This is a genomic window from Ruegeria pomeroyi DSS-3 (assembly GCF_000011965.2).
GTDB lineage: Bacteria > Pseudomonadota > Alphaproteobacteria > Rhodobacterales > Rhodobacteraceae > Ruegeria_B > Ruegeria_B pomeroyi.
Genome location: NC_003911.12, coordinates 3,435,808 through 3,457,172, shown reverse-complemented (window position 1 = coordinate 3,457,172; position 21,365 = coordinate 3,435,808). Strand labels below are relative to the sequence as shown.

The 21,365-nt window shown below is 65.0% G+C and carries 29 protein-coding genes and 1 pseudogene; 12 read left to right on the top strand and 18 right to left on the bottom strand.

Annotation, left to right across the window (positions count from 1 at the left end):
• Positions 1–236 precede the first annotated feature (236 nt).
• On the top strand, positions 237–620 hold the full coding sequence (gene rplS, locus SPO_RS16495) for a 50S ribosomal protein L19 (RefSeq protein WP_011048947.1): 384 nt from the start codon (positions 237–239) through the stop codon (positions 618–620).
• Positions 621–631: 11 nt separating this feature from the next.
• Positions 632–853 (top strand): 50S ribosomal protein L31, encoded by a 222-nt coding sequence (gene rpmE / locus SPO_RS16490; RefSeq protein WP_011048946.1) that lies wholly within the window; start codon positions 632–634, stop codon positions 851–853.
• Between the two features lie 149 nt (positions 854–1,002).
• On the opposite strand, the pseudogene SPO_RS23530 reads toward rpmE, so the two are convergent.
• The 14 genes and pseudogenes from SPO_RS23530 to nadA all read right to left on the bottom strand — a co-directional run.
• Positions 1,003–1,167, bottom strand: a pseudogene (locus SPO_RS23530) (IS5/IS1182 family transposase); the annotation flags it as partial.
• A gap of 222 nt (positions 1,168–1,389) precedes the next feature.
• The gene (gene rimM, locus SPO_RS16485) at positions 1,390–1,893 is read right to left on the bottom strand and encodes a ribosome maturation factor RimM (protein WP_011048945.1); all 504 of its coding nucleotides are present in this window, start codon (positions 1,891–1,893) and stop codon (positions 1,390–1,392) included.
• Between the two features lie 146 nt (positions 1,894–2,039).
• Positions 2,040–2,675, bottom strand: coding sequence for a 5,6-dimethylbenzimidazole synthase (gene bluB / locus SPO_RS16480; RefSeq protein WP_011048944.1), 636 nt, complete (start codon positions 2,673–2,675; stop codon positions 2,040–2,042).
• An 11-nt stretch (positions 2,676–2,686) separates the two neighbouring features.
• Positions 2,687–3,052, bottom strand: coding sequence for a 30S ribosomal protein S16 (gene rpsP / locus SPO_RS16475; RefSeq protein ID WP_011048943.1), 366 nt, complete (start codon positions 3,050–3,052; stop codon positions 2,687–2,689).
• Between the two features lie 64 nt (positions 3,053–3,116).
• Positions 3,117–3,413 carry a chorismate mutase gene (locus tag SPO_RS16470; protein WP_011048942.1) on the bottom strand — a complete coding sequence of 99 codons (297 nt, stop codon included), beginning with the start codon at positions 3,411–3,413 and terminating at the stop codon, positions 3,117–3,119.
• A 4-nt stretch (positions 3,414–3,417) separates the two neighbouring features.
• Complete coding sequence (locus SPO_RS16465) at positions 3,418–4,020, bottom strand: GNAT family N-acetyltransferase (protein ID WP_011048941.1); 603 nt, start codon at positions 4,018–4,020, stop codon at positions 3,418–3,420.
• A complete protein-coding gene (locus SPO_RS16460) occupies positions 4,017–4,535 on the bottom strand; it encodes a GNAT family N-acetyltransferase (RefSeq protein ID WP_011048940.1) in 519 nt (172 codons plus the stop codon). The genes SPO_RS16465 and SPO_RS16460 overlap by 4 nt, the downstream gene beginning before the upstream one ends.
• The gene (locus tag SPO_RS16455) at positions 4,532–5,041 is read right to left on the bottom strand and encodes a GNAT family N-acetyltransferase (protein WP_011048939.1); all 510 of its coding nucleotides are present in this window, start codon (positions 5,039–5,041) and stop codon (positions 4,532–4,534) included. The genes SPO_RS16460 and SPO_RS16455 overlap by 4 nt, the downstream gene beginning before the upstream one ends.
• On the bottom strand, positions 5,038–5,574 hold the full coding sequence (locus tag SPO_RS16450; protein WP_011048938.1) for a GNAT family N-acetyltransferase: 537 nt from the start codon (positions 5,572–5,574) through the stop codon (positions 5,038–5,040). The genes SPO_RS16455 and SPO_RS16450 overlap by 4 nt, the downstream gene beginning before the upstream one ends.
• A complete protein-coding gene (locus tag SPO_RS16445) occupies positions 5,571–6,113 on the bottom strand; it encodes a GNAT family N-acetyltransferase (RefSeq protein WP_011048937.1) in 543 nt (180 codons plus the stop codon). Before SPO_RS16445 ends, SPO_RS16450 begins: the two co-directional genes overlap by 4 nt.
• Position 6,114: 1 nt before the next feature.
• The gene (ffh, locus tag SPO_RS16440) at positions 6,115–7,647 is read right to left on the bottom strand and encodes a signal recognition particle protein (RefSeq protein WP_011048936.1); all 1,533 of its coding nucleotides are present in this window, start codon (positions 7,645–7,647) and stop codon (positions 6,115–6,117) included.
• 266 nt (positions 7,648–7,913) lie between these two features.
• Positions 7,914–8,762 (bottom strand): carboxylating nicotinate-nucleotide diphosphorylase, encoded by an 849-nt coding sequence (gene nadC / locus SPO_RS16435; RefSeq protein ID WP_030003255.1) that lies wholly within the window; start codon positions 8,760–8,762, stop codon positions 7,914–7,916.
• Between the two features lie 14 nt (positions 8,763–8,776).
• Complete coding sequence (locus SPO_RS16430) at positions 8,777–10,327, bottom strand: L-aspartate oxidase (protein WP_011048934.1); 1,551 nt, start codon at positions 10,325–10,327, stop codon at positions 8,777–8,779.
• A gap of 7 nt (positions 10,328–10,334) precedes the next feature.
• A complete protein-coding gene (gene nadA / locus SPO_RS16425; RefSeq protein ID WP_011048933.1) occupies positions 10,335–11,387 on the bottom strand; it encodes a quinolinate synthase NadA in 1,053 nt (350 codons plus the stop codon).
• 313 nt (positions 11,388–11,700) lie between these two features.
• Between nadA and SPO_RS16420 the strand changes: the two genes are divergently transcribed.
• Positions 11,701–12,246, top strand: a complete 546-nt coding sequence (locus SPO_RS16420) for a prolyl-tRNA synthetase associated domain-containing protein (protein WP_044028686.1) — start codon at positions 11,701–11,703, stop codon at positions 12,244–12,246.
• Positions 12,247–12,295: 49 nt separating this feature from the next.
• On the opposite strand, the gene SPO_RS16415 is transcribed toward SPO_RS16420, so the two are convergent.
• On the bottom strand, positions 12,296–13,042 hold the full coding sequence (locus SPO_RS16415) for an aspartate/glutamate racemase family protein (protein WP_011048931.1): 747 nt from the start codon (positions 13,040–13,042) through the stop codon (positions 12,296–12,298).
• A 162-nt stretch (positions 13,043–13,204) separates the two neighbouring features.
• On the opposite strand from SPO_RS16415, the gene SPO_RS16410 reads away from it, so the two are divergent.
• On the top strand, positions 13,205–14,083 hold the full coding sequence (locus SPO_RS16410) for a LysR family transcriptional regulator (RefSeq protein ID WP_011048930.1): 879 nt from the start codon (positions 13,205–13,207) through the stop codon (positions 14,081–14,083).
• Positions 14,071–14,970 (top strand): DMT family transporter, encoded by a 900-nt coding sequence (locus tag SPO_RS16405; protein ID WP_011048929.1) that lies wholly within the window; start codon positions 14,071–14,073, stop codon positions 14,968–14,970. Before SPO_RS16410 ends, SPO_RS16405 begins: the two co-directional genes overlap by 13 nt.
• A gap of 9 nt (positions 14,971–14,979) precedes the next feature.
• Here SPO_RS16405 and SPO_RS16400 read toward each other — a convergent pair whose 3' ends face one another.
• Entirely contained in the window at positions 14,980–15,321 is a 342-nt protein-coding gene (locus SPO_RS16400; protein WP_011048928.1) for an ArsR/SmtB family transcription factor, read from the bottom strand.
• A 230-nt stretch (positions 15,322–15,551) separates the two neighbouring features.
• Here SPO_RS16400 and SPO_RS16395 point away from each other — a divergent pair, with 230 nt between their 5' ends.
• From SPO_RS16395 to SPO_RS16375, 5 genes are all read left to right on the top strand, one after another.
• Positions 15,552–15,896, top strand: a complete 345-nt coding sequence (locus tag SPO_RS16395; protein ID WP_044029354.1) for an AtpZ/AtpI family protein — start codon at positions 15,552–15,554, stop codon at positions 15,894–15,896.
• A gap of 65 nt (positions 15,897–15,961) precedes the next feature.
• The gene (locus tag SPO_RS16390; protein ID WP_144084073.1) at positions 15,962–16,669 is read left to right on the top strand and encodes a F0F1 ATP synthase subunit A; all 708 of its coding nucleotides are present in this window, start codon (positions 15,962–15,964) and stop codon (positions 16,667–16,669) included.
• 76 nt (positions 16,670–16,745) lie between these two features.
• Positions 16,746–16,970 (top strand): F0F1 ATP synthase subunit C, encoded by a 225-nt coding sequence (locus SPO_RS16385; protein ID WP_011048925.1) that lies wholly within the window; start codon positions 16,746–16,748, stop codon positions 16,968–16,970.
• A gap of 86 nt (positions 16,971–17,056) precedes the next feature.
• Positions 17,057–17,602 carry a F0F1 ATP synthase subunit B' gene (locus SPO_RS16380; RefSeq protein ID WP_011048924.1) on the top strand — a complete coding sequence of 182 codons (546 nt, stop codon included), beginning with the start codon at positions 17,057–17,059 and terminating at the stop codon, positions 17,600–17,602.
• Between the two features lie 5 nt (positions 17,603–17,607).
• The gene (locus SPO_RS16375; protein WP_011048923.1) at positions 17,608–18,180 is read left to right on the top strand and encodes a F0F1 ATP synthase subunit B; all 573 of its coding nucleotides are present in this window, start codon (positions 17,608–17,610) and stop codon (positions 18,178–18,180) included.
• 109 nt (positions 18,181–18,289) lie between these two features.
• Here the strand turns inward: SPO_RS16375 and SPO_RS16370 are convergent, their stop codons facing one another.
• A complete protein-coding gene (locus tag SPO_RS16370; protein WP_011048922.1) occupies positions 18,290–18,778 on the bottom strand; it encodes a metal-dependent hydrolase in 489 nt (162 codons plus the stop codon).
• On the bottom strand, positions 18,778–19,548 hold the full coding sequence (locus tag SPO_RS16365; RefSeq protein ID WP_011048921.1) for a FadR/GntR family transcriptional regulator: 771 nt from the start codon (positions 19,546–19,548) through the stop codon (positions 18,778–18,780). The genes SPO_RS16370 and SPO_RS16365 overlap by 1 nt, the downstream gene beginning before the upstream one ends.
• Positions 19,549–19,701: 153 nt before the next feature.
• Between SPO_RS16365 and SPO_RS16360 the strand changes: the two genes are divergently transcribed.
• Positions 19,702–20,910, top strand: a complete 1,209-nt coding sequence (locus tag SPO_RS16360) for a PLP-dependent aminotransferase family protein (RefSeq protein ID WP_011048920.1) — start codon at positions 19,702–19,704, stop codon at positions 20,908–20,910.
• Positions 20,911–20,947: 37 nt separating this feature from the next.
• Positions 20,948–21,346, top strand: a complete 399-nt coding sequence (locus SPO_RS16355; protein ID WP_044028684.1) for a hypothetical protein — start codon at positions 20,948–20,950, stop codon at positions 21,344–21,346.
• Positions 21,347–21,365 lie beyond the last annotated feature (19 nt).

The following is a 21,365-nucleotide window of genomic DNA, read 5'->3' as shown; positions in this document are numbered from 1 at the left end:
CCCGGTATTGCCTAAACGAGGCCGGTCTGGAATCGCCTTTGGCGACTCCGGTCTTTGTTCTGTTGCAGCACCCCGTCCGGTTACTTCGACCGGATATCCGGCGCAACGGGGCGGGTACAAAGAAACGGACGATCCGATCTCGGGCGGGCGCTGCGGCGGACCCGATCGAAGACCACGAGCTCTCGGGACGCACATATCTTCGTGGGTAGAACCACGGGCAAACCAGGAGAATAGCGATGGATCTTATCGCACAGCTCGAGGCGGAACAGATTGCCGCCCTGGGGAAAGATATCCCCGACTTCAAGGCCGGTGACACCATCCGCGTCGGCTACAAGGTGACCGAAGGCACCCGTTCGCGTGTGCAGAACTACGAAGGCGTCTGCATCAGCCGCAAGAACGGCAGCGGCATCGCCGGCTCGTTCACCGTTCGCAAGATTTCGTTCGGCGAAGGCGTGGAACGTGTGTTCCCGCTCTATTCGACCAACATCGACAGCATCACCGTCGTGCGCCGTGGCCGCGTGCGCCGCGCCAAGCTGTACTATCTGCGTGCGCGCCGTGGCAAATCGGCCCGTATCGCCGAAGTCGCAAACTACAAGCCCAAGGCTGACGCCGAAGCGTAAGGACCGGAAAGATGAAAAAAGACATCCATCCCGACTACCACATGATCGACGTCAAGCTGACCGACGGCACCGTCATCCAGATGAAATCCACCTGGGGCAAGGAAGGCGACACCCTGTCGCTGGAAATCGACCCCTCTTCGCACCCGGCCTGGACTGGCGGCTCGTCCCGCCTGATGGACACCGGCGGCCGCGTGTCGAAGTTCAAGAAGAAATACGAAGGTCTGGGTTTCTAATCCATTTCCGACCATCGCAACGCAAACGCCGTCCCTTGTGGGCGGCGTTTTTCATTGGATGACCCCGGTGCTCTTGCAAACGCCGGTGCCTTTTTGTCTGTGTTGCACAAGTCCTGTGGTGGAGGTGCGCCGCTCTCCCCAGAACGGGTTTATCCTGTCGCACCTGTGACAGGTGGGTCAGGGGCGGAGCGCGCGGCGTGGGCCTGGAGTTCCGCACCCTGCCGGTCGAAGCCTCGCGCGATGTGTCACCCGCCTAGAGGTTCGACACGATGCATCTTGGTCTCGACGCGGCTGCGACGGTGATATCCGCACCATCCGTTGCCCGGCAGGCGCGGCCGCGAGCGGCTGTCGAGAGGGACGCCAGATCGCGCGGCAAGGTATCGCGAGGGGTTCTGCCGCGTTCCGGGCAATGTGGCGACAAAGTGTGCTGTAATCGGGCACACCCCAAACAGCGGCAAAGTCCGGATCACCGCTCCGCAGCACCCGAACTATTGATGGATCAGTAGAGATCGAAAGCCGGGCAAATGCCGCCGATTTCAGAACAGCCCTTCGGGCGGGTCGGCGACGATGCGGCGTTGCTCCAGGTCCACGGTGGGAACGGCAGCCTGGGTGAAGGGCAACAGAACGGGCGATTTCAGCCCGGCGCCGCCGATCTCCAGCAGGTCCGCGGCGCCGTGATTCTGCACCGAGATCACCTTGCCCAGAAGCGTGCCGCCGGTGTCGAACACCTCAAGCCCGATCAGGTCGGTATGATAGAACTCGTCATCGGGCAGCGAAGGCAGCCGGTCGCGTTGTGTGTAAAGGCGCAACCCCTTGAGCGCGTCGGCCTCTTCCTTGGTCTCGACCCCGCCCAGATGGGCAGCAAACCCGTTCTTGATCGCGCGGGTCAGCACGATGGGATAGCGCGCCGTACCGCTCTCGTCGGTCAGCGGCGAATACATCTCGATATCTTCGGGGACCGCGCAGAAGCTTTTCAGCCGCACCTCGCCGCGCACCCCGAAAGAGCCCGCCACCGAACCGACGCAAATCAGATCGCTCATTTCCGCCATCCCTCGCATAAATCCATCTCGACCCGCCCGCCGGCATCCAGACAGCGGTCGCGGTGGGCATTGCGTTCGTATACCACTCCGCCGACAAAGGCGACTGTGACGAACAAGAGCAATCGGACAGGGCGGAACATCTGTGCCTAACGGATCTCGACCGTCAGGCGGCGGTCGCGCACCTCCCAGCCGGCGGTTTCCAGCTCCGGTATGTCCGAACACTCTTGCGGCCAGCCGATGCAGAAATACCCGATCAGCCGCCAGGTTTCGGGTGCACGCAGATCGCGGCACAGCCTGTCGGGATCGAGGATCGACACCCAGCCCAGCCCCAGCCCCTCGGCCCTGAGCATCAGCCAGAACAGCGTGATGGCCGACACGACCGAATACCGCCGCATTTCCGGCATGGTGCCAGCGCCCAGCCCGTGCCCCTTGGCCGTCGCGTCATCGCAGAACACCGCCAGTTGCACCGGCGCCTCTTGCATGCCTGACAGTTTCAGCTGGCTGTATTGCTGCGCCCGCTCGCCCGAGTACCCCTTGAGGGCCTCGCCGTTCGCGCTCTGGTAATTCTCAAGTGCTGCCGCGCGGGCAGCATCGCTTTCGACGCGGATCACGCGCCAGGGTTCGCTCAGCCCCACCGAAGGGGCCAGGCGAAAGGTGTCGAGGCAGCGCGTCAGCACTGCCTCGTCCACCGGATCGGTGCGGAACCGGCGTACATCGCGCCGGAGCCGCATCAGCAGGTCGAACTGCGTGCGGAAATCGTCGGAAAAGCTCTGATCCCGCACGCGTGTCCTGCTTATTCTTCAGCTGCCGCTTCGGTTGCTGCAGCGGCCTTTGCGGCCTTCTCCTCGGCGCGTTCCTTGGCTTTCTTGCCCGGCACGGCCTTGTTGGGGTTCGAGCGCTCGGTCTTGCCGACGACGCCAGCAGCTTCGAGCATGCGGGCGACGCGATCGGTGGTCTGGGCGCCCTGGCTCAGCCAGTACTGCACGCGCTCGACGTCCATCTTCACGCGCTCTTCGCTGTCTTTGGGCAGCAGCGGGTTATAGGTGCCCAGCTTCTCGATGAAGCGGCCGTCGCGCGGCATGCGGCTGTCTGCGGCCACGATGCGGTAGAAGGGACGCTTTTTCGAGCCGCCACGGGCCAGACGGATTTTCATTGCCATTGGGTTTCTCCTTTGATTGGCATCACGCCGGGGGCGTGTTTCGTGTTGACCGGGGTCATTCCGGTTATTCCTGGTGTTTCCTGTGGTGCCGGATGACTTCCTGAATGATGAAATTCAGGAAAGCCTTGGCGAAGTCGGGGTCCAGATCGGCCTCCTTCGCCAGGTCTTCGAGCCGCTCGATCTGCTGTGCCTCGCGCACCGGATCGGACGGGGGAAGGTCGTGTTCGGCCTTGAGCTTGCCCACGGCCTGGGTGTGTTTGAACCGCTCGCCAAGCGTGTAGACAAGGATCGCGTCCAGCCGGTCGATGCTGGCGCGGTGGCCTTTCAGCAATTCGGCGGCGCGGGCCACGGGATCAGGCATCTGGTCAGTCAATGGCCCATCCTTTCGGTTTGAACAGCGGGTCGGCGTAGTGGGCGATTTCCATGTCGATCCCATGCGCCAGCTGGGTGCCATCCAGTTTGGCGGGCGAGGGATGGCGATAGACCGCGTCATTGCCGTCGATGGTCGGCGCCTCGGGGTCCTTCTTGGCCCCCAGCCGCTCGGCCAGGCGGATCGAGTCGAGGTTCTTGGGGTCGATATAGCTGACCGCGGTTTCCCAGCCGAGATAGCGGTAGAAATGTTTGCGCGCCGCGTGGGTGGCCTCCAGCGCATAGCCCTTGCCGGCGGCATCGGGCCAGATTACCCAGGCGATCTCGGCCTCGGGCCATTTCGCAGGTTTCCAGCCGCCCGCCATGCCATAGGTCTCGTCCGTCACCTTGTCGTGGATCATCCACATGCCATAGCCGCGGATCTGCCAATGGCCGATCTCGGCGGCGTAAAGCATCCACGCCTCATAGGGGTTCAGCGGCCCGCCCATGAAGCGGGCGCGATAGCTGGTGAAGGTCGATTTGAAATCCGGGTAATCCTCGGGCTCGGGGCCGCGCAGGATCAGGCGCCGGGTTTCGATGACGGGGATGGTGTGGGTCATGCGGCCGCCCCCTGATGCGGATGGCGCCAGACCTGGCAGGGGTGGCCTGCGACCTCTCCGTCGCGCTCGTACTGCGCGCCCAGCCGTTCCGCCAGACGGAGCGAACGGGTGTTGGCCGGGTCGATATAAGAGATCACCCCGTCGAGGCCGAAGTGCTGCGCCCCATGCGCCCGGGCCGCGCTGGCGGCTTGATAGGCGTAACCCTTGCCTTCGAACCCGTCGAAGATGTGCCAGCCCAGCTCCGGCTCGTCCCAGCCATCGTTGAAGATGAAGCCGATGCGCCCGGCGGTGGCGCCGGTGGCGCGCTCTTCGACCATCCACATGCCATAGCCCCGCAATGCCCAGTGGCCATAGGTGGCCAGGAACCCGCCCCAGCTGCGGAAGCGGGGAAAGGGGCCGCCGACAAAGCGCGACCGGTCCGAGGCGCCAAAGGCGGCGAATGCCTCGAAATCGCTTTCGCGGGGGCCGCGCAGGATCAGGCGTTCGGTTTCGATCACGGGAATGGAGAGGGTCATGCCAGCCCCCGCAGATCGTGCGCGATCACCACGTCGCCCGGGTCTTCGCCGATGCCGTCGGGGTCGATCACGCCGCCCAGACGCAGGCCCAGCGCGATGGAGCGCTGGTTGGCCGGGTCGATGATATTAGTCAGCTGGTCCCAGCCGAAATTGCGCCGCGCCCAGATCATCACCGCGCGCGCCGCCTCGGCGGCGTATCCCTTGCCCTCGGCCTCGGGGATGACAAACCAGCCCAATTCCGGGCCCGGATAGCCGTCGGGTTCGTAGATGCCCACCTCGCCCACATAGGTGCCGGTGTCGCGCAGTTCGACGCCGAAGGGGCCATAGCCGCGCAGGGTCCAGATTGCCACGTCCGAGGCCCAGACACGCCAGGCGGCGGCGCGGTCCATCATGCCGCGTTCATGCACCGCGCGGGGCGAAGCAAAGAAGGCGGCCCAATGCTCGAAATCCGCAAGTTGCGGGGCGCGCAGGGTCAGGCGCTCGGTATGCAGGGTGGGGATGCTCATGCCGCCCCCTCGGCCAAATCGTCAGGGCCGGGATGGCGATAGACCATCTCGGTCCCATGGGTGACATTCTCAAAGCTGCGCTCGTACTGCGCGCCCATACGCTCGGCCAGCGCGACCGAGCGGGCATTGCCCGGGATGATGTTCGAGCTGAGCGTTTCAAAGCCCAGCACCGCATAGGCGTAACGGCGAATCTCCTCGGCGGCCTCGCGGGCATATCCCTTGCCCTCGGCGCCTTGGTAGACGACCCAGCCCAGTTCCGGTTCCGGCCAGCCCTCGGGCGACCAGATACCGACAAAGCCGACCGGCTCGCCCTCGCGGGTATCGACCATCCAGAAGCCATAGCCATGCAGCACCCAATGGCCGATCATCGAGGCGAACCAACGCCAGGCCTCGTTGCGGCTGAGCGGGCCGCCAAAGCCCCAGCTGCGCTCGGCATCGGCAAAGAAGGTGGCCACGCCTTCGAAATCGCGTGCCTCGGGCGCGCGCAGGATCAGGCGGTCGGTGGTCAGGGTCGGGATCTGCAGGTCGATCATGCATAGGCCTCCATGCCGCCATCCGACAGTTCGGACGGGGCCGGGTGACGCCAGATCTCCAGCGTGCCGAACCGTTCATGGGTGAACAGCCCGTCCTGCGTGGCGCCCAGGCGCTGGGCGACACGGCGCGAGCCGTCATTGCCGGGCGCGACCAGGCTGATCGCGGTGGGCCAACCCAGTACGTCATAGGCATAATCGCGGGCGGCGCGGGCGGCTTCGGTCGCGTATCCCTTGCCCTCGAACCCATCCATCAGGTCCCAGCCGATTTCCGGCTCGGGCCAGCCCTCGGGGTTCCACAGCCCGATGATGCCGGCAAAGCGGCCGGTTGCGGTCTCTTCGACCGCCCAGCGGCCATAGCCGCGCAGCTGCCAATGGCCCAGCTCGACTGCCAGCATGCGCCAGCTTTGTTCCGCCGGGACCGGCCCGCCCACAAATTTCGACCGTTCTGACGCAAAGAAGGCCGCAAAGCCCGGGAAATCCCGTTGCTCCGGCGCGCGCAGCGTCAGCCGCTCGGTCGATATGGTGGGGATCGGGGTCACGTTACTTCTTCTTTCCCAGCCCGCTCAGCCCCGGGGGCAGGCCCATGCCGCCACCCAGGCCGGGCAGGCCACCTGGCAGACCGCCGCCAAGACCCTTGCCGCCGCCCATCGCCTTGGCCGCAGCCTCGAGCGCCTTGGGGTCCATGCCCTTGGCCATCTCGGCCATGTCGGCGGGTGTGCCACCCTTGCCGAACATGCCCTTCATGGCCTGTTTCAGCATGCCGCCCTTACCCATCTTGCCCATCTTCTTCATCATGTCCGCCATCTGGCGATGCATTTTCAGAAGCTTGTTGAGGTCGCTGACCTCCATCCCGGAGCCGGCGGCGATTCGCTTCTTGCGGCTGGCCTGGAGCAGGGCGGGATTGGCGCGTTCCTTCTTGGTCATCGACTGGATCAGCGCGATCTGCTGTTTCAGGACACGGTCGTCCAGACCCGCGGCATCCATCTGCTTGGCCATCTTGCCCATGCCCGGCAGCATGCCCATCATGCCCTGCATGCCGCCCATCTGGATCATCTGTTCCAGCTGCATCTTGAGGTCGTTCATGTTGAACTGACCCTTGGCCATGCGCTTCATCATGCGCTCGGCCTGTTCCATCTCGATGGTTTCCTGGGCCTTTTCGACCAGGGCAACGATATCGCCCATGCCCAGGATGCGGCCGGCGATACGTTCGGGCTCGAATGTTTCGAGAGCGTCCATCTTTTCGCCCAAGCCCACAAAGCGGATCGGCTTGCCGGTCACCGCACGCATCGACAGGGCGGCGCCGCCGCGCCCGTCGCCGTCCATCCGGGTCAGGACCACGCCCGAGATGCCGATCTTGGCATCGAATTCCTCGGCCACCTCGACGGCGACCTGGCCGGTCAGGCCATCGACCACCAGCAGGGTTTCGCGCGGGGTTACGACGTTGCGGACATCCTCGACCTCTTGCATCAGCACCTGATCGATATGCAGGCGGCCGGCGGTGTCGAGCATGTAGACGTCATAGCCGCCCATCATCGCCTGTTGCTTGGCGCGCTTGGCGATATCCACCGGCTTCTGGCCCGGCACGATCGGCAGGGTGTCGACGCCGATCTGCGCGCCCAGCACCGCCAGCTGGTCCATCGCCGCCGGGCGATAGACGTCGAGCGAGGCCATCAGCACCTTCTTGCCTTCGCGCTCTTTCAGGCGCTTGGCGAGCTTGGCGGTGGTTGTGGTCTTGCCGCCACCCTGCAGGCCGACCATCAGGATCGGCGCGGGCGGGTTGTCGATCTTCAGCTTGCCCGGGTCTTCGGCGCCACGCAGCACGTCGACCAGCGTGTCATGGACGATCTTGACGACCTGCTGGCCCGGCGTGACCGACTTGGTCACCGCCTGGCCTGTGGCCTTGTCCTGCACCGCCTTGACGAAGTCACGTGCCACCGGCAGCGACACGTCCGCCTCGAGCAGCGCGACGCGCACCTCGCGCAGGGCGGTCTTGACGTCTTCCTCGCTCAGCGCGCCCTGCTTGGTCAGGCGGTCGAAGACGCCAGAGAGGCGTTCGGACAGATTTTCAAACATGGCTCTCCGGCTCCTTTTGCCTGTTGCGGTGGCGCCCCCAAGGTAGGAAGCGGTGGATCAATACACAATCGCCTCCACGGGCGTAACACGCTGGTGGAGGGCGATCCCCGGACAAGACCGGGGACCGGAAGGTGTGACGCTTCCGGACAGTTGCGGCGGGATTACGCGGATCGGGTCGTGGAGTCAAGCCGCGCGAGCAAGAGGGGGGGCATGCCCCTTCATTTCGCCTCAAGTACTCCGGAGCGCGAGGCAGCGCCTCGCATGGATCAGAAATCGAGCCCCAGATCGACGGTGCGGTAGGAATGGGTCAGCGCGCCGGACGAGATGTAATCCACCCCGGTGGCGGCAATGGCGGCGACCGTGTCGAGGGTGACATTGCCGCTGGCCTCGGTGATCAGGCGACCCTTCGCCATCCGCACCGCGCGGGCCAGCGTTTCCGTGTCCATGTTGTCGAGCAGCACCGCATCGGCGCCACCCACCGCCAGCACCTCTTCCAGCTGGTCAAGACGGTCAACCTCGATCTCGACCTTGACCATATGCGACGCGCGGGCACGGGTCGCTTCGAGGACCGGGCGGATACCACCGGCGGCGGCGATGTGGTTGTCCTTGATCAGGATCGCGTCGGACAGTGAATAGCGGTGGTTGAAGCCGCCCCCATGCAGCACCGCCTGTTTCTCGACCAACCTGAGACCCGGAGTGGTCTTGCGGGTGCAGGTGATGCGCGCGTTGGTGCCGTGGGTCTCGGCCACCAGCGCGGCGGTCAGGGTGGCGATGCCGCAGAGCCGCCCGACAAAGTTCAGCGCCACCCGCTCGGCCGACAGAATGGCGGCGGCCTCGCCCTCGATCACCATCAGCGTGTCGCCGGCGGCGCAGGTCTGGCCATCGGCCACAAGCGTCTCGACCCGCAGCGCCGGGTCGACCAGCCGAAATGCGAGCGCCGCGATCTGCATGCCCGAGACGGTGGCGGCGGCACGGGCGTTCAGCCGGGCGCAATAGCGGGTGCCGGGTGCGATCACGGTACGGGTGGTGATGTCGCCATACGTGCCCAGATCCTCCATCAGGGCGGCACGCACCAGCGGTTCCAGGATCAGGTCGGGCAGGGGGGCATGGGTCATGGCGGGTCCTTGGGTCAAAGCGTGTTGCGCAGCGTCAGCGCCTGTTCCAGCGTCAGGTCCGAGCGCTGGCCGGGGCCGGGCGCGGCCTGCGGGAAATCGGTGCGGTAATGGGCGCCGCGGCTTTCCTGCCGCATCAGTGCGGCGGCGGCAATCATCGTGGCGGTGGCGGTCATGTTGGCAAGCGCGTCGCAGGGTGGATGCGCACCCTCGATCTGTGCGATGGCGCGCAGGGCGCGGCGCAGCCCGTCGACATCGCGGACCACGCCCACATGATCGGTCATGATCCGGCGCAGTTCGGCAACCGTCTGCGCATCTGGCGCATCGCCGCCGGGAGCAAAGGAGATGTCCACCCGCGCCGCCACTGTCTGGCGCACCTGCCGGGCGATGTCGCGGGCACAGGCGCGGGCAAAGACCAGCGCCTCCAAGAGCCCGTTCGAGGCCAGCCGGTTGGCGCCATGCAACCCGGTCGAGGCGGCCTCGCCACAGACCCAGAGGCCTGGCAGGCTGCACTTTCCATCCAGGTCGGCGGCCACGCCCCCCATATGGTAATGCGCTGCCGCCGCCACCGGGATCGGGGCAGAGAGCGGGTCGATCCCCGCCTCGGCGCAGGCCTGGGCAACGGCGGGAAACAGGGTGGGCAGATGCGCGCCGATGGCCGCGCGGGTATCCAGCGCGGGGGCATTGCCCGCCTGTGTCTGCAGATAGACGGCACGGGCCACCACGTCGCGCGGTGCCAGTTCAGCGTCGGGATGCAGCGCGGGCATGAACCGCTGGCCGTGCCGGTCGATCAGGATCGCGCCTTCGCCGCGAAGCGCCTCGGTCGCCAAAGGCGCGGGATCGGCGCCGGTCGCGATGGCGGTTGGGTGAAACTGCACGAATTCGCCGTCGGCGATCCGCGCACCCGCGCGGGCGGCCATGCCCAAGGCCTGACCGCGGATGCGGGCGGGATTGGTGGTCTGGGCATAAAGCCCCGCCGCCCCGCCTGCCGCCAGCAAAACGGCAGGCGCGCGCAACGTGACGGGGGCCGACCCCTCGGGCGCGGCAGAGGTTAGGCAGACGCCGCTGACCCGCCCGGCCTCGACCAGCAGGCGCGTGACCTGGGCGCCTTCGAGGACCTGGACCGACCGGGTCTGCCGCAATTCCGCGATCAGGGCGCGCATGATCTCGGCCCCGGCCTGATCGCCCTTGACCCGCACCACGCGGGCCGCCGAATGCGCCGCCTCGCGCGACATCACATAGCCGCCGTCCCGGGTCCGGTCGAAGGCGGTGCCCAGATCGGTCAGGTCGAGGATATGCGCGCGCGCCGCCCGGGTGACGTAGTCGGCCACCTCTTGCAGCACCGTTCCCGCGCCCGCGCGCAGGGTGTCGCGCGCATGCGCCTCGGGCGTGTCGGCAGGGTCCATCGCTGCGGCCACACCGCCCTGCGCCCAGGCCGAGCTGGCGCCATGGCCCAGCGGATCGGGTGAGATCATCAGCACCGGGTGCGGCGCCAGTTTCAGTGCCGCATAGATCGCGGCCAGCCCGGCGCCGATGATGACCACGCGGTCGGTGCGCAGGTCCTGCATCGGGGCCTCAGACCCCCAGTTGCCGGCTGAGGTCGATCATCCGCTGCACCGCCAGCCGCGCCTGCCGGGCGACCTCGGGGTCTACCTCGACCTGACCGGTCATGGTGTCGAGCGCATAGAGTACCTTTTCCAGCGTGATCTTCTTCATATAGGGGCACATGTTGCAGGGGCCGACGAAATCGACCTCGGGCAGGGCATCGGCGATGTTCGAGGCCATCGAACATTCGGTGATCAGCAGCGCCTTTTGTGGCTTCTCCCGCGTGACATAGTCGATGATGCCGCTGGTCGAGCCCGAGAAATCGGCCTCGGCCACCACATCGGGGGGGCATTCGGGGTGGGCGATCAGCCGGGTGCCCGGGTTCCATTCACGGAAATCGCGCAGGTCGCGGGCACTGTATTGCTCGTGCACGATGCACGAGCCCTCCCACCAGACCACGTTCTTTTGTGGCACCTGGGCGGCCACGTTCTGGGCCAGATACTGGTCGGGGGTCATGATGATCGTGTGTTCGGGCAGGGCGGCGACAATCTGGGCGGCGTTGGAGGAGGTGCAGCAGATATCCGAGGCGGCCTTTACCTCGGCGGTGGTGTTCACATAAGAGACCACCGGCGCGCCGGGATATTTCGCCCGCATCTGGGCGATGCCCTCGGCGGTGATGCTTTCGGCCAGCGAACAGCCCGCTTCCATATCCGGCATCAGCACGGTCTTGTCCGGGCTGAGGATCTTTGAGGTCTCGGCCATGAAATGCACGCCGCATTGCACGATCACATCGGCGTCGGTGCGGGTGGCCTCGATCGCCAGTTGCAGGCTGTCGCCGACGAAATCGGAAATGCCGTGATAGATTTCCGGCGTCATGTAGTTATGACCGAGGATAACGGCGCCACGCTCGGCCTTGAGCTGGTTGATCGCGCGGACATAGGGCGCGTGAATGGCCCAGTCGGCGGGGGTGACCACCCGCGCCATGCGGGCGTATTCGGCGCTCATCTCGGCGGCAAGCGTGGGCGAAGGGGCAAGGTCGTACTTGTCGGCGAGGTTGGCGCGCATAGCGGGAAGGTCGAACACGGGCGATAGGTCCTGCCTGTTGCGAGGGGGTGGAGCTGAGATAGGCGTATTCGGCGCCCCTGGCCATAGGGGAAGGCGGGAAAATTTCCCAAATGAGGGGATATTTTGGAGACACTTTGACTTTAAGCGCCGGGTTGTTTGTTTGCAAACAAATGATTTTTTTGCCTTGCCCGCCTGAGACGAGGAATGTTTTTCCTATTCGGGTCATTCGTGGGCGAACGACGCAAGGCGCTGTGAACTGGTCGCGCCGTGGGTTGCGCCGCGGCTTTGATCGCGGCAAGAGAGGCGGATCGACTTGTCAGGGAGCCCGACCATGGACGCCTCTTCGGCCTATCAGGACACATTGCCCGTCTCCTCGGACGCGCTGCTTGGACAGCTTGACGACTGGGGGCTGGCCTATCGGCTGTATACGCATGTGCCGCTCAGGACGGTCGAGGATGCCAAGGCGGTGGAGGGAGAACTGACCCGGCCCGGAGAACGGGCGTTCCGGATCAAGAACCTGTACCTGCGCGATAAGAAGAAGCGCAACTATCTGGTGACGCTGGAGCAGGACAGGGCGGTGGACCTCAAGGCGCTGGGCGTGGCGCTGGGCGCGGGCAACTTGTCCTTTGGTTCGTCTGATCGGCTGATGCAGCATCTGGGCATCCGACCCGGCGCGGTTAGCCCGCTGGCGATGATCACCGGGGTTGGGCAGGAGGTGCGTCTGATCATGGACGCAGCGGCGCGCGAGGCCGAGGTGATCTATATGCATCCGCTGGTCAATGACCGCACGGTGGCGATGGCGCGCGCGGATCTGTTGGCCTTTCTGGAGCGCATCGGGTGTGAGGTGACCTGGCTGGACGGGTCCGAACGCGCCTGAAGGCGCGTGCCTGCGGCGCGAGTATTTTCAACCAGAAAGAAGCAGGACGTCAGCTTTCGTCCGCCAGCGCCATGTCGAGGGCGGCGGCGACATGGGCCGCCGAGGGGTTGACGAAGAGATGCCCGCCGGCGCGAAACACGATGTCGTCCACATGGTCGGGAAAGATCAGCGGCAGCTCGGTACAGGCCAGCAGGATCGCGGCGCCCGGTTCGGCGTGACGGTCGCAATAGGCCAGCAGCCGCGGGCGCGCGTTGGCCGAGACGCCGGTGTTGAGCTCCTCGTCGATCAGCGCCTGCATCTCGGCAATGTCCTCCAAGGGCAGGGTCTGGTTCGCCGTGACCCTGTGTGCCGTCAGCGCATCTGCGTAGTTGCGTGCCTGCATGGTGACTGCGGTACCCAGCACCAGGGCCCGGGTCGCGCCTGTTTCGGCAGTGGCCCGGGCGGTGGCGTCGAAGATCGACAGGATGGTCATGTCGACCCCTTTGCGGATCGCATGCAGCCGCACATGCGGCGTGTTCGAGGCGATCACCGCAAAATCGCAACCCGCCCCCTGCAGGGTCAGCAAGGCGTTGCGAAACACCGCATCGAAGGCGGCCCAGCTGGCCTCGTCTCCGGGGGTGCCGCGCAAGGCGCGGGTGTGGGCCTGGGTGACGGATTCGATCGTCATCGGCGGAATCGGCAGCGGCGCGCCGTGGCCGCGCGCGGCAAAGAAGCGCCCGGCCCCCTGCGCGATGGCACGATAATAGTCGATGGTCGAGGGCCAGCCAACGCCGCCCAGAATACCGATCTTTTTCATGAGGCCTCTGGCTGTTGTTGGTCCTGTGCCGAGGGTGACGCGGCGCGCGCGATTTTGCCAGCGCAATCCGGATCACGGAAAATTCATGTTGCAAAGATGAACCGCGCGCGTGAAAAGTTGGGGTAATTGTTGAAATCTGCACAGTTTGAGGCCGTAAGCCGGATGGAGAATTGGGACGAGGTGCGAACCGCCTATCAGGTGGCGCGCATGGGAACCGTAAGTGGCGCCGCCGAGGTGCTGGGCGTGCATCATGCCACCGTGATCCGCCATATCGACGCGATCGAGGCGCGGCTGGGCGTCAAGCTGTTCCAGCGCCACGCACGCGGCTATACCCCGACCGAGGCGGGTCTGGATCTGCTCCGGGTGGCGCAGGCCACGGACGACCAGTTCAGCCAGCTGGTCGGGCGGCTCAAGGGCGTGGGCGACGATGTCTCGGGTGAGCTGGTGGTGACCTCGCTGGAAGCGCTGGCACCGTTGGTGGTGCCGGTGCTGGGCGCGTTCCAGCGCAAGCATCCCGGCCTGATCGTGCGCTATCTGACCGGCGCGCGCCTATTCCGTCTGGAATATGGCGAGGCGCATGTGGCGATCCGGGCTGGGCGGGTGCCGGACCAGCCCGACAATGTGGTGCAACCCTTCATCGACCAGGAGGTCGGGCTTTATGCCAGCCGCGGATACGTGGCGCGGCGTGGCATGCTCAAGGGGGACGCGGACCTGAAGAACCACGAGTTTGTCGGCAGCGATGACGAGAACAGCCGGGCGCCCTTTCACATCTGGCTGCGCCAGAACGTGCCCGCCGAGGCGATCTCGTTTCGCTGTTCAGATACCTATTCCGCCGGCCATGCGGTGCGGGCGGGGGCCGGGATCGGGTTCGTGTCCCGCTGGGCGGCTGCGCGCGACCCGGACCTGATCGAGATGCATCCGGCGCTGGAGGAATGGGCTGGCAAGCTGTGGCTGGTGACCCATGTGGACCTGCATCGCACGCCCAAGGTGCAGACCTTTCTGAAGTTCCTCAAACAGGCTGCGCGCGAATGGGCGGTCTGAGCCCCGAAGGGCGCGGCCACCTGGCGATGCTCTGTTTTTCGGCGCTGGTGGCGGGTAGCTTCTCGCTGGGTTCGATGGTGGCCAACGAGATCGCGCCGGCGGCGTTGAATGCGGTGCGGTTCGGCATTGCCGCGGTGGTGATCGGTGTTGCGGCGGCGGCGACCACCGGGATCCCGCGCGCAGCGCTGCGGGCGCCGTGGCGCTATTTGTTGCTGGGCGGACTGTTCGCGGCCTATTTCGTGCTGATGTTCGAGGGGCTGAAGACGGCGCCGCCGGTCAGCGCGGCGGCGGTGTTCACCCTGACCCCGGTCCTGTCGGCGGTTGCGGGCTGGCTGCTGTTACGGCAGGTGACCACGCCGCGCATGGCGCTGGCGCTGGCGGTCGGGGCGGGTGGCGCGCTGTGGGTGATCTTTCGCGCCGACTGGGCTGCGCTTTGGGCGTTTCGGATCGGGCAGGGCGAGATCGTCTATTTCTGGGGCTGCGTGGCACATGCGATCTATACCCCGCTGGTGCGGCGGCTGAACCGGGGCGAGCCTGCGGTGGTGTTCACCTTGGGCATGCTGGTGGCGGGGTGCCTGCTGTTGACCCTCTATGGCTGGGGCGACCTGCGGGCGACCGATTGGGCGACGCTGCCGCCCATCGTCTGGATCGGGCTCTTGTATGTGTCGATCTGCGCCAGCGCGATGACATTCGTGCTGCTGCAATTCGCCACCCTGCGGCTGCCCTCGGCCAAGGTGATGGCGTATACCTATCTGACCCCGACGTGGGTGATCGGCTGGGAAATCGCGCTGGGCAACGGTGCGCCGGGCGGGCTGGTTCTGGTGGGGATCGCGATGACGGTGGTGGCGCTGGTCATGTTGCTGGAGACACCGGCGCGGCGCCGCTAGGCGGGCGGCTCATCCGCCCGGCTGGGCGTCTTCGCCGAGTTCGGCCGCAAGGAAGCGTTCGAAGGCGTCCAGATTGACCGGCTCGAACTGACCAAACCCCTGCATCCAGACCGAGGCCTGTCGCAGCGCGTTCGGCTCCAGCTTGCACCATTTCACCCGGCCGCGTTTTTCTTGCGTGATCAACCCGGCGCGGGTGAGGGTCATCAGGTGCTTCGAAATCGCCGCCAGAGACATCTCGAAGGGTTCGGCCACATCGGTCACGGCCATGTCATCCTCGAGAAGCATCGCGAGGATCGCGCGCCTTGTGGGGTCGGCAAGCGCCGAAAAGACATCGTCGAGCGGGTCTGACATGATCTGGCAGAACCATATGCCGGCTGGATCGTCAACCGTTTGGTTGAATATGCATTTTTGCCGGTTTTGGCCCGAGACCCGCCTGCGGCGCATTTGCACCCTGTTGTTGATGCGCGAAAATCCCTCGTTCTATCAGGGTGTTATGCGTGATTTTGCGAGGGCCACAGAGGCGTTGACTCTGTGCCCCGGCCCCCTTAGCACATGCCCAAGACTGCGTAGGGGTGCCGCCCGTGACCGAAGACGACCAAAAGCAGCGACTGACGCAGCTTGAGGCGCGGATCGAAGCGGCCAAGAAGGCCCGCGAAACCGGCACCAAACGCGCGGATGCAAGCCACGCCCAGGGCGAGTTGGCCTGGCGGATGGTGATCGAGATGGTTTCCGGTCTTGGGATCGGATTTGGCATCGGGTTCGGGCTGGACAGCCTGTTCGGGACAATCCCGATCTTCCTGGTGCTGTTCACATTGCTGGGTCTTGCCGCCGGGGTGAATGTCATGCTCCGCAGCGCGCGCGAAATCCAGGCGAAGACAGAGGCCGACGCCGCAAAGGCAACGGCCGACAGAGACGAGAGGGACTAGACGTGGCAAGCGAAGCACAGGCCGCAGACAAGGCAGCAGAGGGTGGTAGCCTGGTCTTCCACCCGATGGATCAGTTCATCGTCAAGCCGCTGTTCGGCGACGGCGCGGTGGGCATGTTCACCATCACCAACTCGACCCTGTGGATGGGTCTGGCGGTGCTGGCGATCATCGGCCTGCTGGTGCTGAGCACCTCGAAACGCGCCATCGTTCCGGGCCGCATGCAGTCGATCGCGGAACTGGCCTATGGCTTCATCTACAAGATGGTCGAGGACATCTGCGGCAAGGACGGGGTGAAATACTTTCCCTATGTCATGACCCTGTTCATGTTCATCGTGACGGCAAACTTCCTGGGCCTGCTGCCCAAGTCGTTCACCACCACCTCGCATTTCGCGGTGACCATGGTGCTGGCGCTGGCGGTGTTCCTGACCGTGACCATCCTGGGCTTCGTCAAGAACGGCGCCGGGTTCCTGAGCCTGTTCTGGGTGGCCAGCGCCCCGCTGGCCCTGCGCCCGATCCTGGCGATTATCGAGCTGATCTCGTATTTCGTGCGCCCCGTCAGCCACTCCATCCGTCTTGCCGGCAACGTCATGGCGGGCCACGCGGTGATCAAGGTGTTCGCAGGCTTTGCCGCCATCGCCGCGATCAGCCCGGTTTCGGTTCTGGCAATCACCGCAATGTACGGTCTCGAGGTGCTGGTGGCCTTTATCCAGGCTTACGTGTTCACCATCCTGACCTGCGTGTACCTCAAGGACGCGCTGCACCCGCATCACTAATCGCAGCGGCGGGCTGAAGCCCGCCCTACGCATCCAACACCCTGACATTCAACTTCCAATCGTAAGGAGACTCATCATGGAAGGCGATCTCGCACATATCGGCGCAGGCCTGGCAGCAATCGGTTCCGGCGCAGCCGCAATCGGTGTGGGCAACGTGGCCGGCAACTTCCTGGCCGGCGCCCTGCGCAACCCCTCGGCCGCCGCGTCGCAGACCGCGACCCTGTTCATCGGCATCGCATTTGCAGAAGCTCTGGGGATCTTCGCGTTCCTCGTCGCTCTGCTGCTGATGTTCGCCGTCTAATTCGCGGAACCTGATCCTTACGCGCAGGTGGGCCCAGGCCATAGCGGCCCACCTGATGTAAAGACAACGTTCCGACGGAGGACAACATGGCGACTGAACAAACCGGAGCGGTCAGCACCTGCGTCGATTCCTATGGCTCTGCCATCGGCATGCCGCAGCTGTGTTTCGACTGGTTCCCGAACCAGATCTTCTGGCTTGTCATCACGCTGGTCGTCGTCTTTCTGGTCCTGTCGCGTGTGGCCCTGCCGCGTATCGCGGCAATCCTGGCCGAACGTCAGGGGACCATCACAAACGACCTCGCTGCTGCCGAAGACCTGAAAGCCAAGGCCGCCGCAGCGGAAGAAGCCTATACCAAGGCGCTCGCCGATGCCCGCGCCGAGGCGCAGCGTATCGCTGCCGAGGCACGTGCTGAAATTCAGGCTGGCCTGAACGACGCCATCGCCAAGGCCGATGCCGAGATTGCCGCCAAGGCCGCTGAATCGGAGAAGGTGATTGCCGGTATCCGTGCCGGTGCGCTGGAAAGCATCGAAGCGGTTGCCAAGGATACCGCCGAAGCGCTGGTCGACGCGCTGGGTGGCAAGGCCGAGGCTGCCTCGGTTGCCGGTGCCGTTGATCAACGGATGAAAGGATAAGAGACATGCGTAACATTCTCGCCCCTGTCTTGAGCCTTGTCCTGATCGCTGGCGTTGCCAGCCCGGCACTTGCCGCGAGCGGCCCGTTCTTCTCGTTGAAGAACACCGATTTCGTGGTGACCATCGCATTCCTCGTCTTTATTGCGGTCCTGTTCTACTTCAAGGTGCCGTCGATGATCGGCGGGGCGCTGGACAAGCGCGCCGAAGGCATCCAGTCGGACCTGGACGAAGCCCGCAAGCTGCGTGAAGAAGCGCAGAGCCTGCTGGCCTCCTTCGAGCGCAAGCAGAAGGAAATGCAGGGTCAGGCCGACGCCATCGTGGCGGCAGCCAAGGAAGAGGCACAGCGTTCGGCCGAACAGGCCAAGGTGGATCTGGAGGCGTCGATTGCGCGCCGCCTGGCCGCCGCCCAGGACCAGATCGCCTCGGCCGAGGCGGCAGCGGTCAAGGACGTGCGCGACCGGGCCATCGCAATCGCGGTTGCAGCCGCAGGTGATGTGATCGCCAGTAGCATGACCGCGGCCGAGGCCAACAAGCTGATCGATGCCGGCATTGCCGATGCGGGTGCCAAGCTGCACTAAAACGATCCCGTGTGATCTTGGAAACCCGGCCCTGTGGGCCGGGTTTTTTGTTGCGACCTCTACCCAGAGTCAATACAAAGCGCAGGCCATTCCGCGTTGATTTCGCGGTTCAACGTCGGGCCGTTGCCCGCCGTGGCAGCCATCGCCAAAGAACCAGTGCCAGGACCGTAATCCCGAGCTCGACCGCAAACGTCCAGTGGCTGAGAAAGGAGAGTATCCAGTGCGACTGGGTTGCCGGAACGACGACAAGCGGTGCCGCAAAATCAGAGACCGGCCAGGCCCATGCTATCTTACCGGCAATCGAATCGAGCAGCATGTGAACCAGCCCTCCGGCGCCGAAAAAGGCGAGGGGTACTCCAATGCGCCGTGATCGCATTCCGATCAAAACGCCACACAGCAGCAGCCCTGTCCACAGGATCGGGCGGTGAGTCAGGTACTCGTGATGATGAAACGCCCGCCCATCGACGAAATAGAAGCGGAGCATATCCAAATCGGGGGCAATCGCACCCAACATGGCTGCAGTGAACGCCATTCGCTCAATTCGCGGTGTGACCACGCGAAAGATCAGGTAGGCGCCGGGAAGGTGACCGACGAACATCAGCCTTGCCCTGTCTCGTGCTCAAGCCGCTGTCGGGCGACGGCCTCGTTGCGTTCGGCTTTCTGCTGATCGGCCAGACACTGTTCCACATAATTCAGATGTGCTTCGACGGCCGCGCGGGCGCCTTCGGGGTTTCGTTCCTGCAGTGCCGTATTGATCGCGCAGTGCTGGTCCAGAATGGCGGTGCGGGTGGTGCGCTGGTGGAACATGATTCGACGGTTGTAGAACACGCCCTGCCGCAGCAGTTCGAACATAGACCGCATCATGTGCAGCATTACCACGTTGTGGCTGGCCTCGATGATCGCCATATGGAACTGGGCGTCTAGTTGCGCCTCGTCATCGGCGGCTTGGCGGCTGTGGGCCGTCTCCATCTTGTCATAGATGGCCTGGATCACCTTCAGGTCACTTTCCGACCCCAGCCGCGCGGCACGCTCTGCGGCCAATCCCTCCATGTCGCGTCGGAACGACAAATAGTCGAACACCGCCTCGTCATGGGTACCGAACAGCCGGATCAGTGCAGGGGAAAAGGCCGACCCCAGCACCTCGGCCACGTAGATGCCCGACCCGGCCTTGGCGGTCAGCAGACCCTGGTCCTGCAATTCGGCCACCGCGTCGCGCAGTGAGGGGCGCGACACGCCCAGCCGCTCGGCCAGGTCACGTTCGGCGGGCAGCCGTTCGCCGGGTCGCAGGATACCTTGCAGGATCAGCATCTCGATCTGACGCACGACCGAGGTCGACAGTTTTTCGGGTTGGACTTTCTGGAATGGCATATGCGGGCGGTGCCTCTGAATGTGGTCAAAACATATGACCGCGCGCCGCAGGACGCAACAGGGGGCGTTCACGTCCGTTGTAACATTGGTCAGACTTATTGACTTAAATGCAGCCCTTCCTAGTCTCGCTCCGATCAGAGGGAGGATCGGGGTATGAGTCTGGAAGAAATCTTTGCCACGCGGGCCGGGCGGTTGAAAGCGTCGGAGATCCGCGAGTTGCTGAAACTGCTCGACCAGCCCGATATCCTGTCCTTTGCCGGAGGAATCCCCGACCCCGCTCTGTTCCCGGCCGAGGCCTTTGCGAATGCCTTTGCCGAGGTGCTGACACCTGCACACCAGGCGCAGGCGCTGCAATACTCGGTGAGCGAGGGCTATCTGCCGCTGCGCAGCTGGCTGGCCGATCACATGGGCACGCTGGGCGTGCCCTGCGGCGCCAACAACATCCTGATCACCTCGGGTTCGCAGCAGGCACTCGACTACCTGGGCAAGCTGTTCCTGTCGCCCGGCGATACCGCTCTGGTGGGCTGGCCTACATATCTGGGCGCGCTGGCGGCCTTCAACGCCTATGAACCAGCCTATGACCGGCTGCACATCAACACCAACCGCTTACCCGAAGATTACCGCGCTGCGGCCGAGGCCGCCGGCGGACAGGTCAAGATGGCCTATCTCTCGGCCGATTTCGCCAACCCGACGGGCGAGACGGTGGATGAGGCCGGGCGCGAGCGCCTGCTCGATCTGGCCGAGACGCTGGATTGCGCGGTGATCGAGGACGCCGCCTATCAGGCGCTGCGCTATGATGGTGCGCCGGTGCCGCCGATCCTGGCGCTTGAAATCGCGCGCAAGGGCTCGATCGAGGCGTGCCGCACGCTCTATTGCGGGTCGTTTTCCAAGACGCTTTCGCCCGGCCTTCGCGTGGGGTGGGTGGTGGCGCCGCAGGCGGTGATCCGCCAGTTGGTGCTGATGAAACAGGCCGCCGACCTGCATTCCTCGACCATCAACCAGATCGCCATTCATCGGGTGGCCGAGACCCTGTTCGACAGCCATGTCGCCAGCCTGCGCGCTACATATCGCCGCCGCCGCGACGCCATGCTGGCGGCGCTGGCCCGGCACATGCCCGAGGGTGTCGACTGGACCCGCCCCGAGGGCGGCATGTTCGTCTGGCTGACCCTGCCCCAGGGCATGGACGGCGCCGCGCTGCTGGCGCGCTCGCTGGACACGGTGCGGGTGGCCTTTGTGCCCGGGCGTGCGTTTTTTGCCGACGGCTCGGGCGCCAACACGCTGCGGCTCAGCTTCTCCTGCGCCAGTGAGGAGATGATCGAAGAGGGCATGGCCCGGCTGGGGCAGTTGCTGCGCGCTGGGTGAAACCCTCTGTTAACCTGATTTGAGGCAGAGTGGTCCTATGCTCCGCCTGCTCTCTCTCATCGTGTTGCTGGCCGGTTGCGGCGGCCCCGGGCGCGAGTTTCGGGGCCTGCCTGCGACCCGTGTCGATGTGGGCGGCAGTGTGTTCGACGTGCGGGTGCGCGGCAATCTGGCCGAGGCGATCCGGGTCAATCCGCAATACGCCCCCCGCTTTGGCCCGATCCGCGAGCGGGCCGGGTTTGCCATGGCGCAGGTCTCGGGCTGCCGAGTGGTTGGTGTGCTGGGCGATCAGGCGGTGGCGACCGGCGTGCTCAGCTGCGACGGGCGTCCGGCCAACTGGGCGCTGCCTGCGGCGATGTTGCGGTTCGACTGTTTCGAGGTGGACAGCTGGACCAGCGGTGACACCGAGTATACCGATTTCGAATGCACGCCCTATTAGGCCGGAAATCGCCATATAT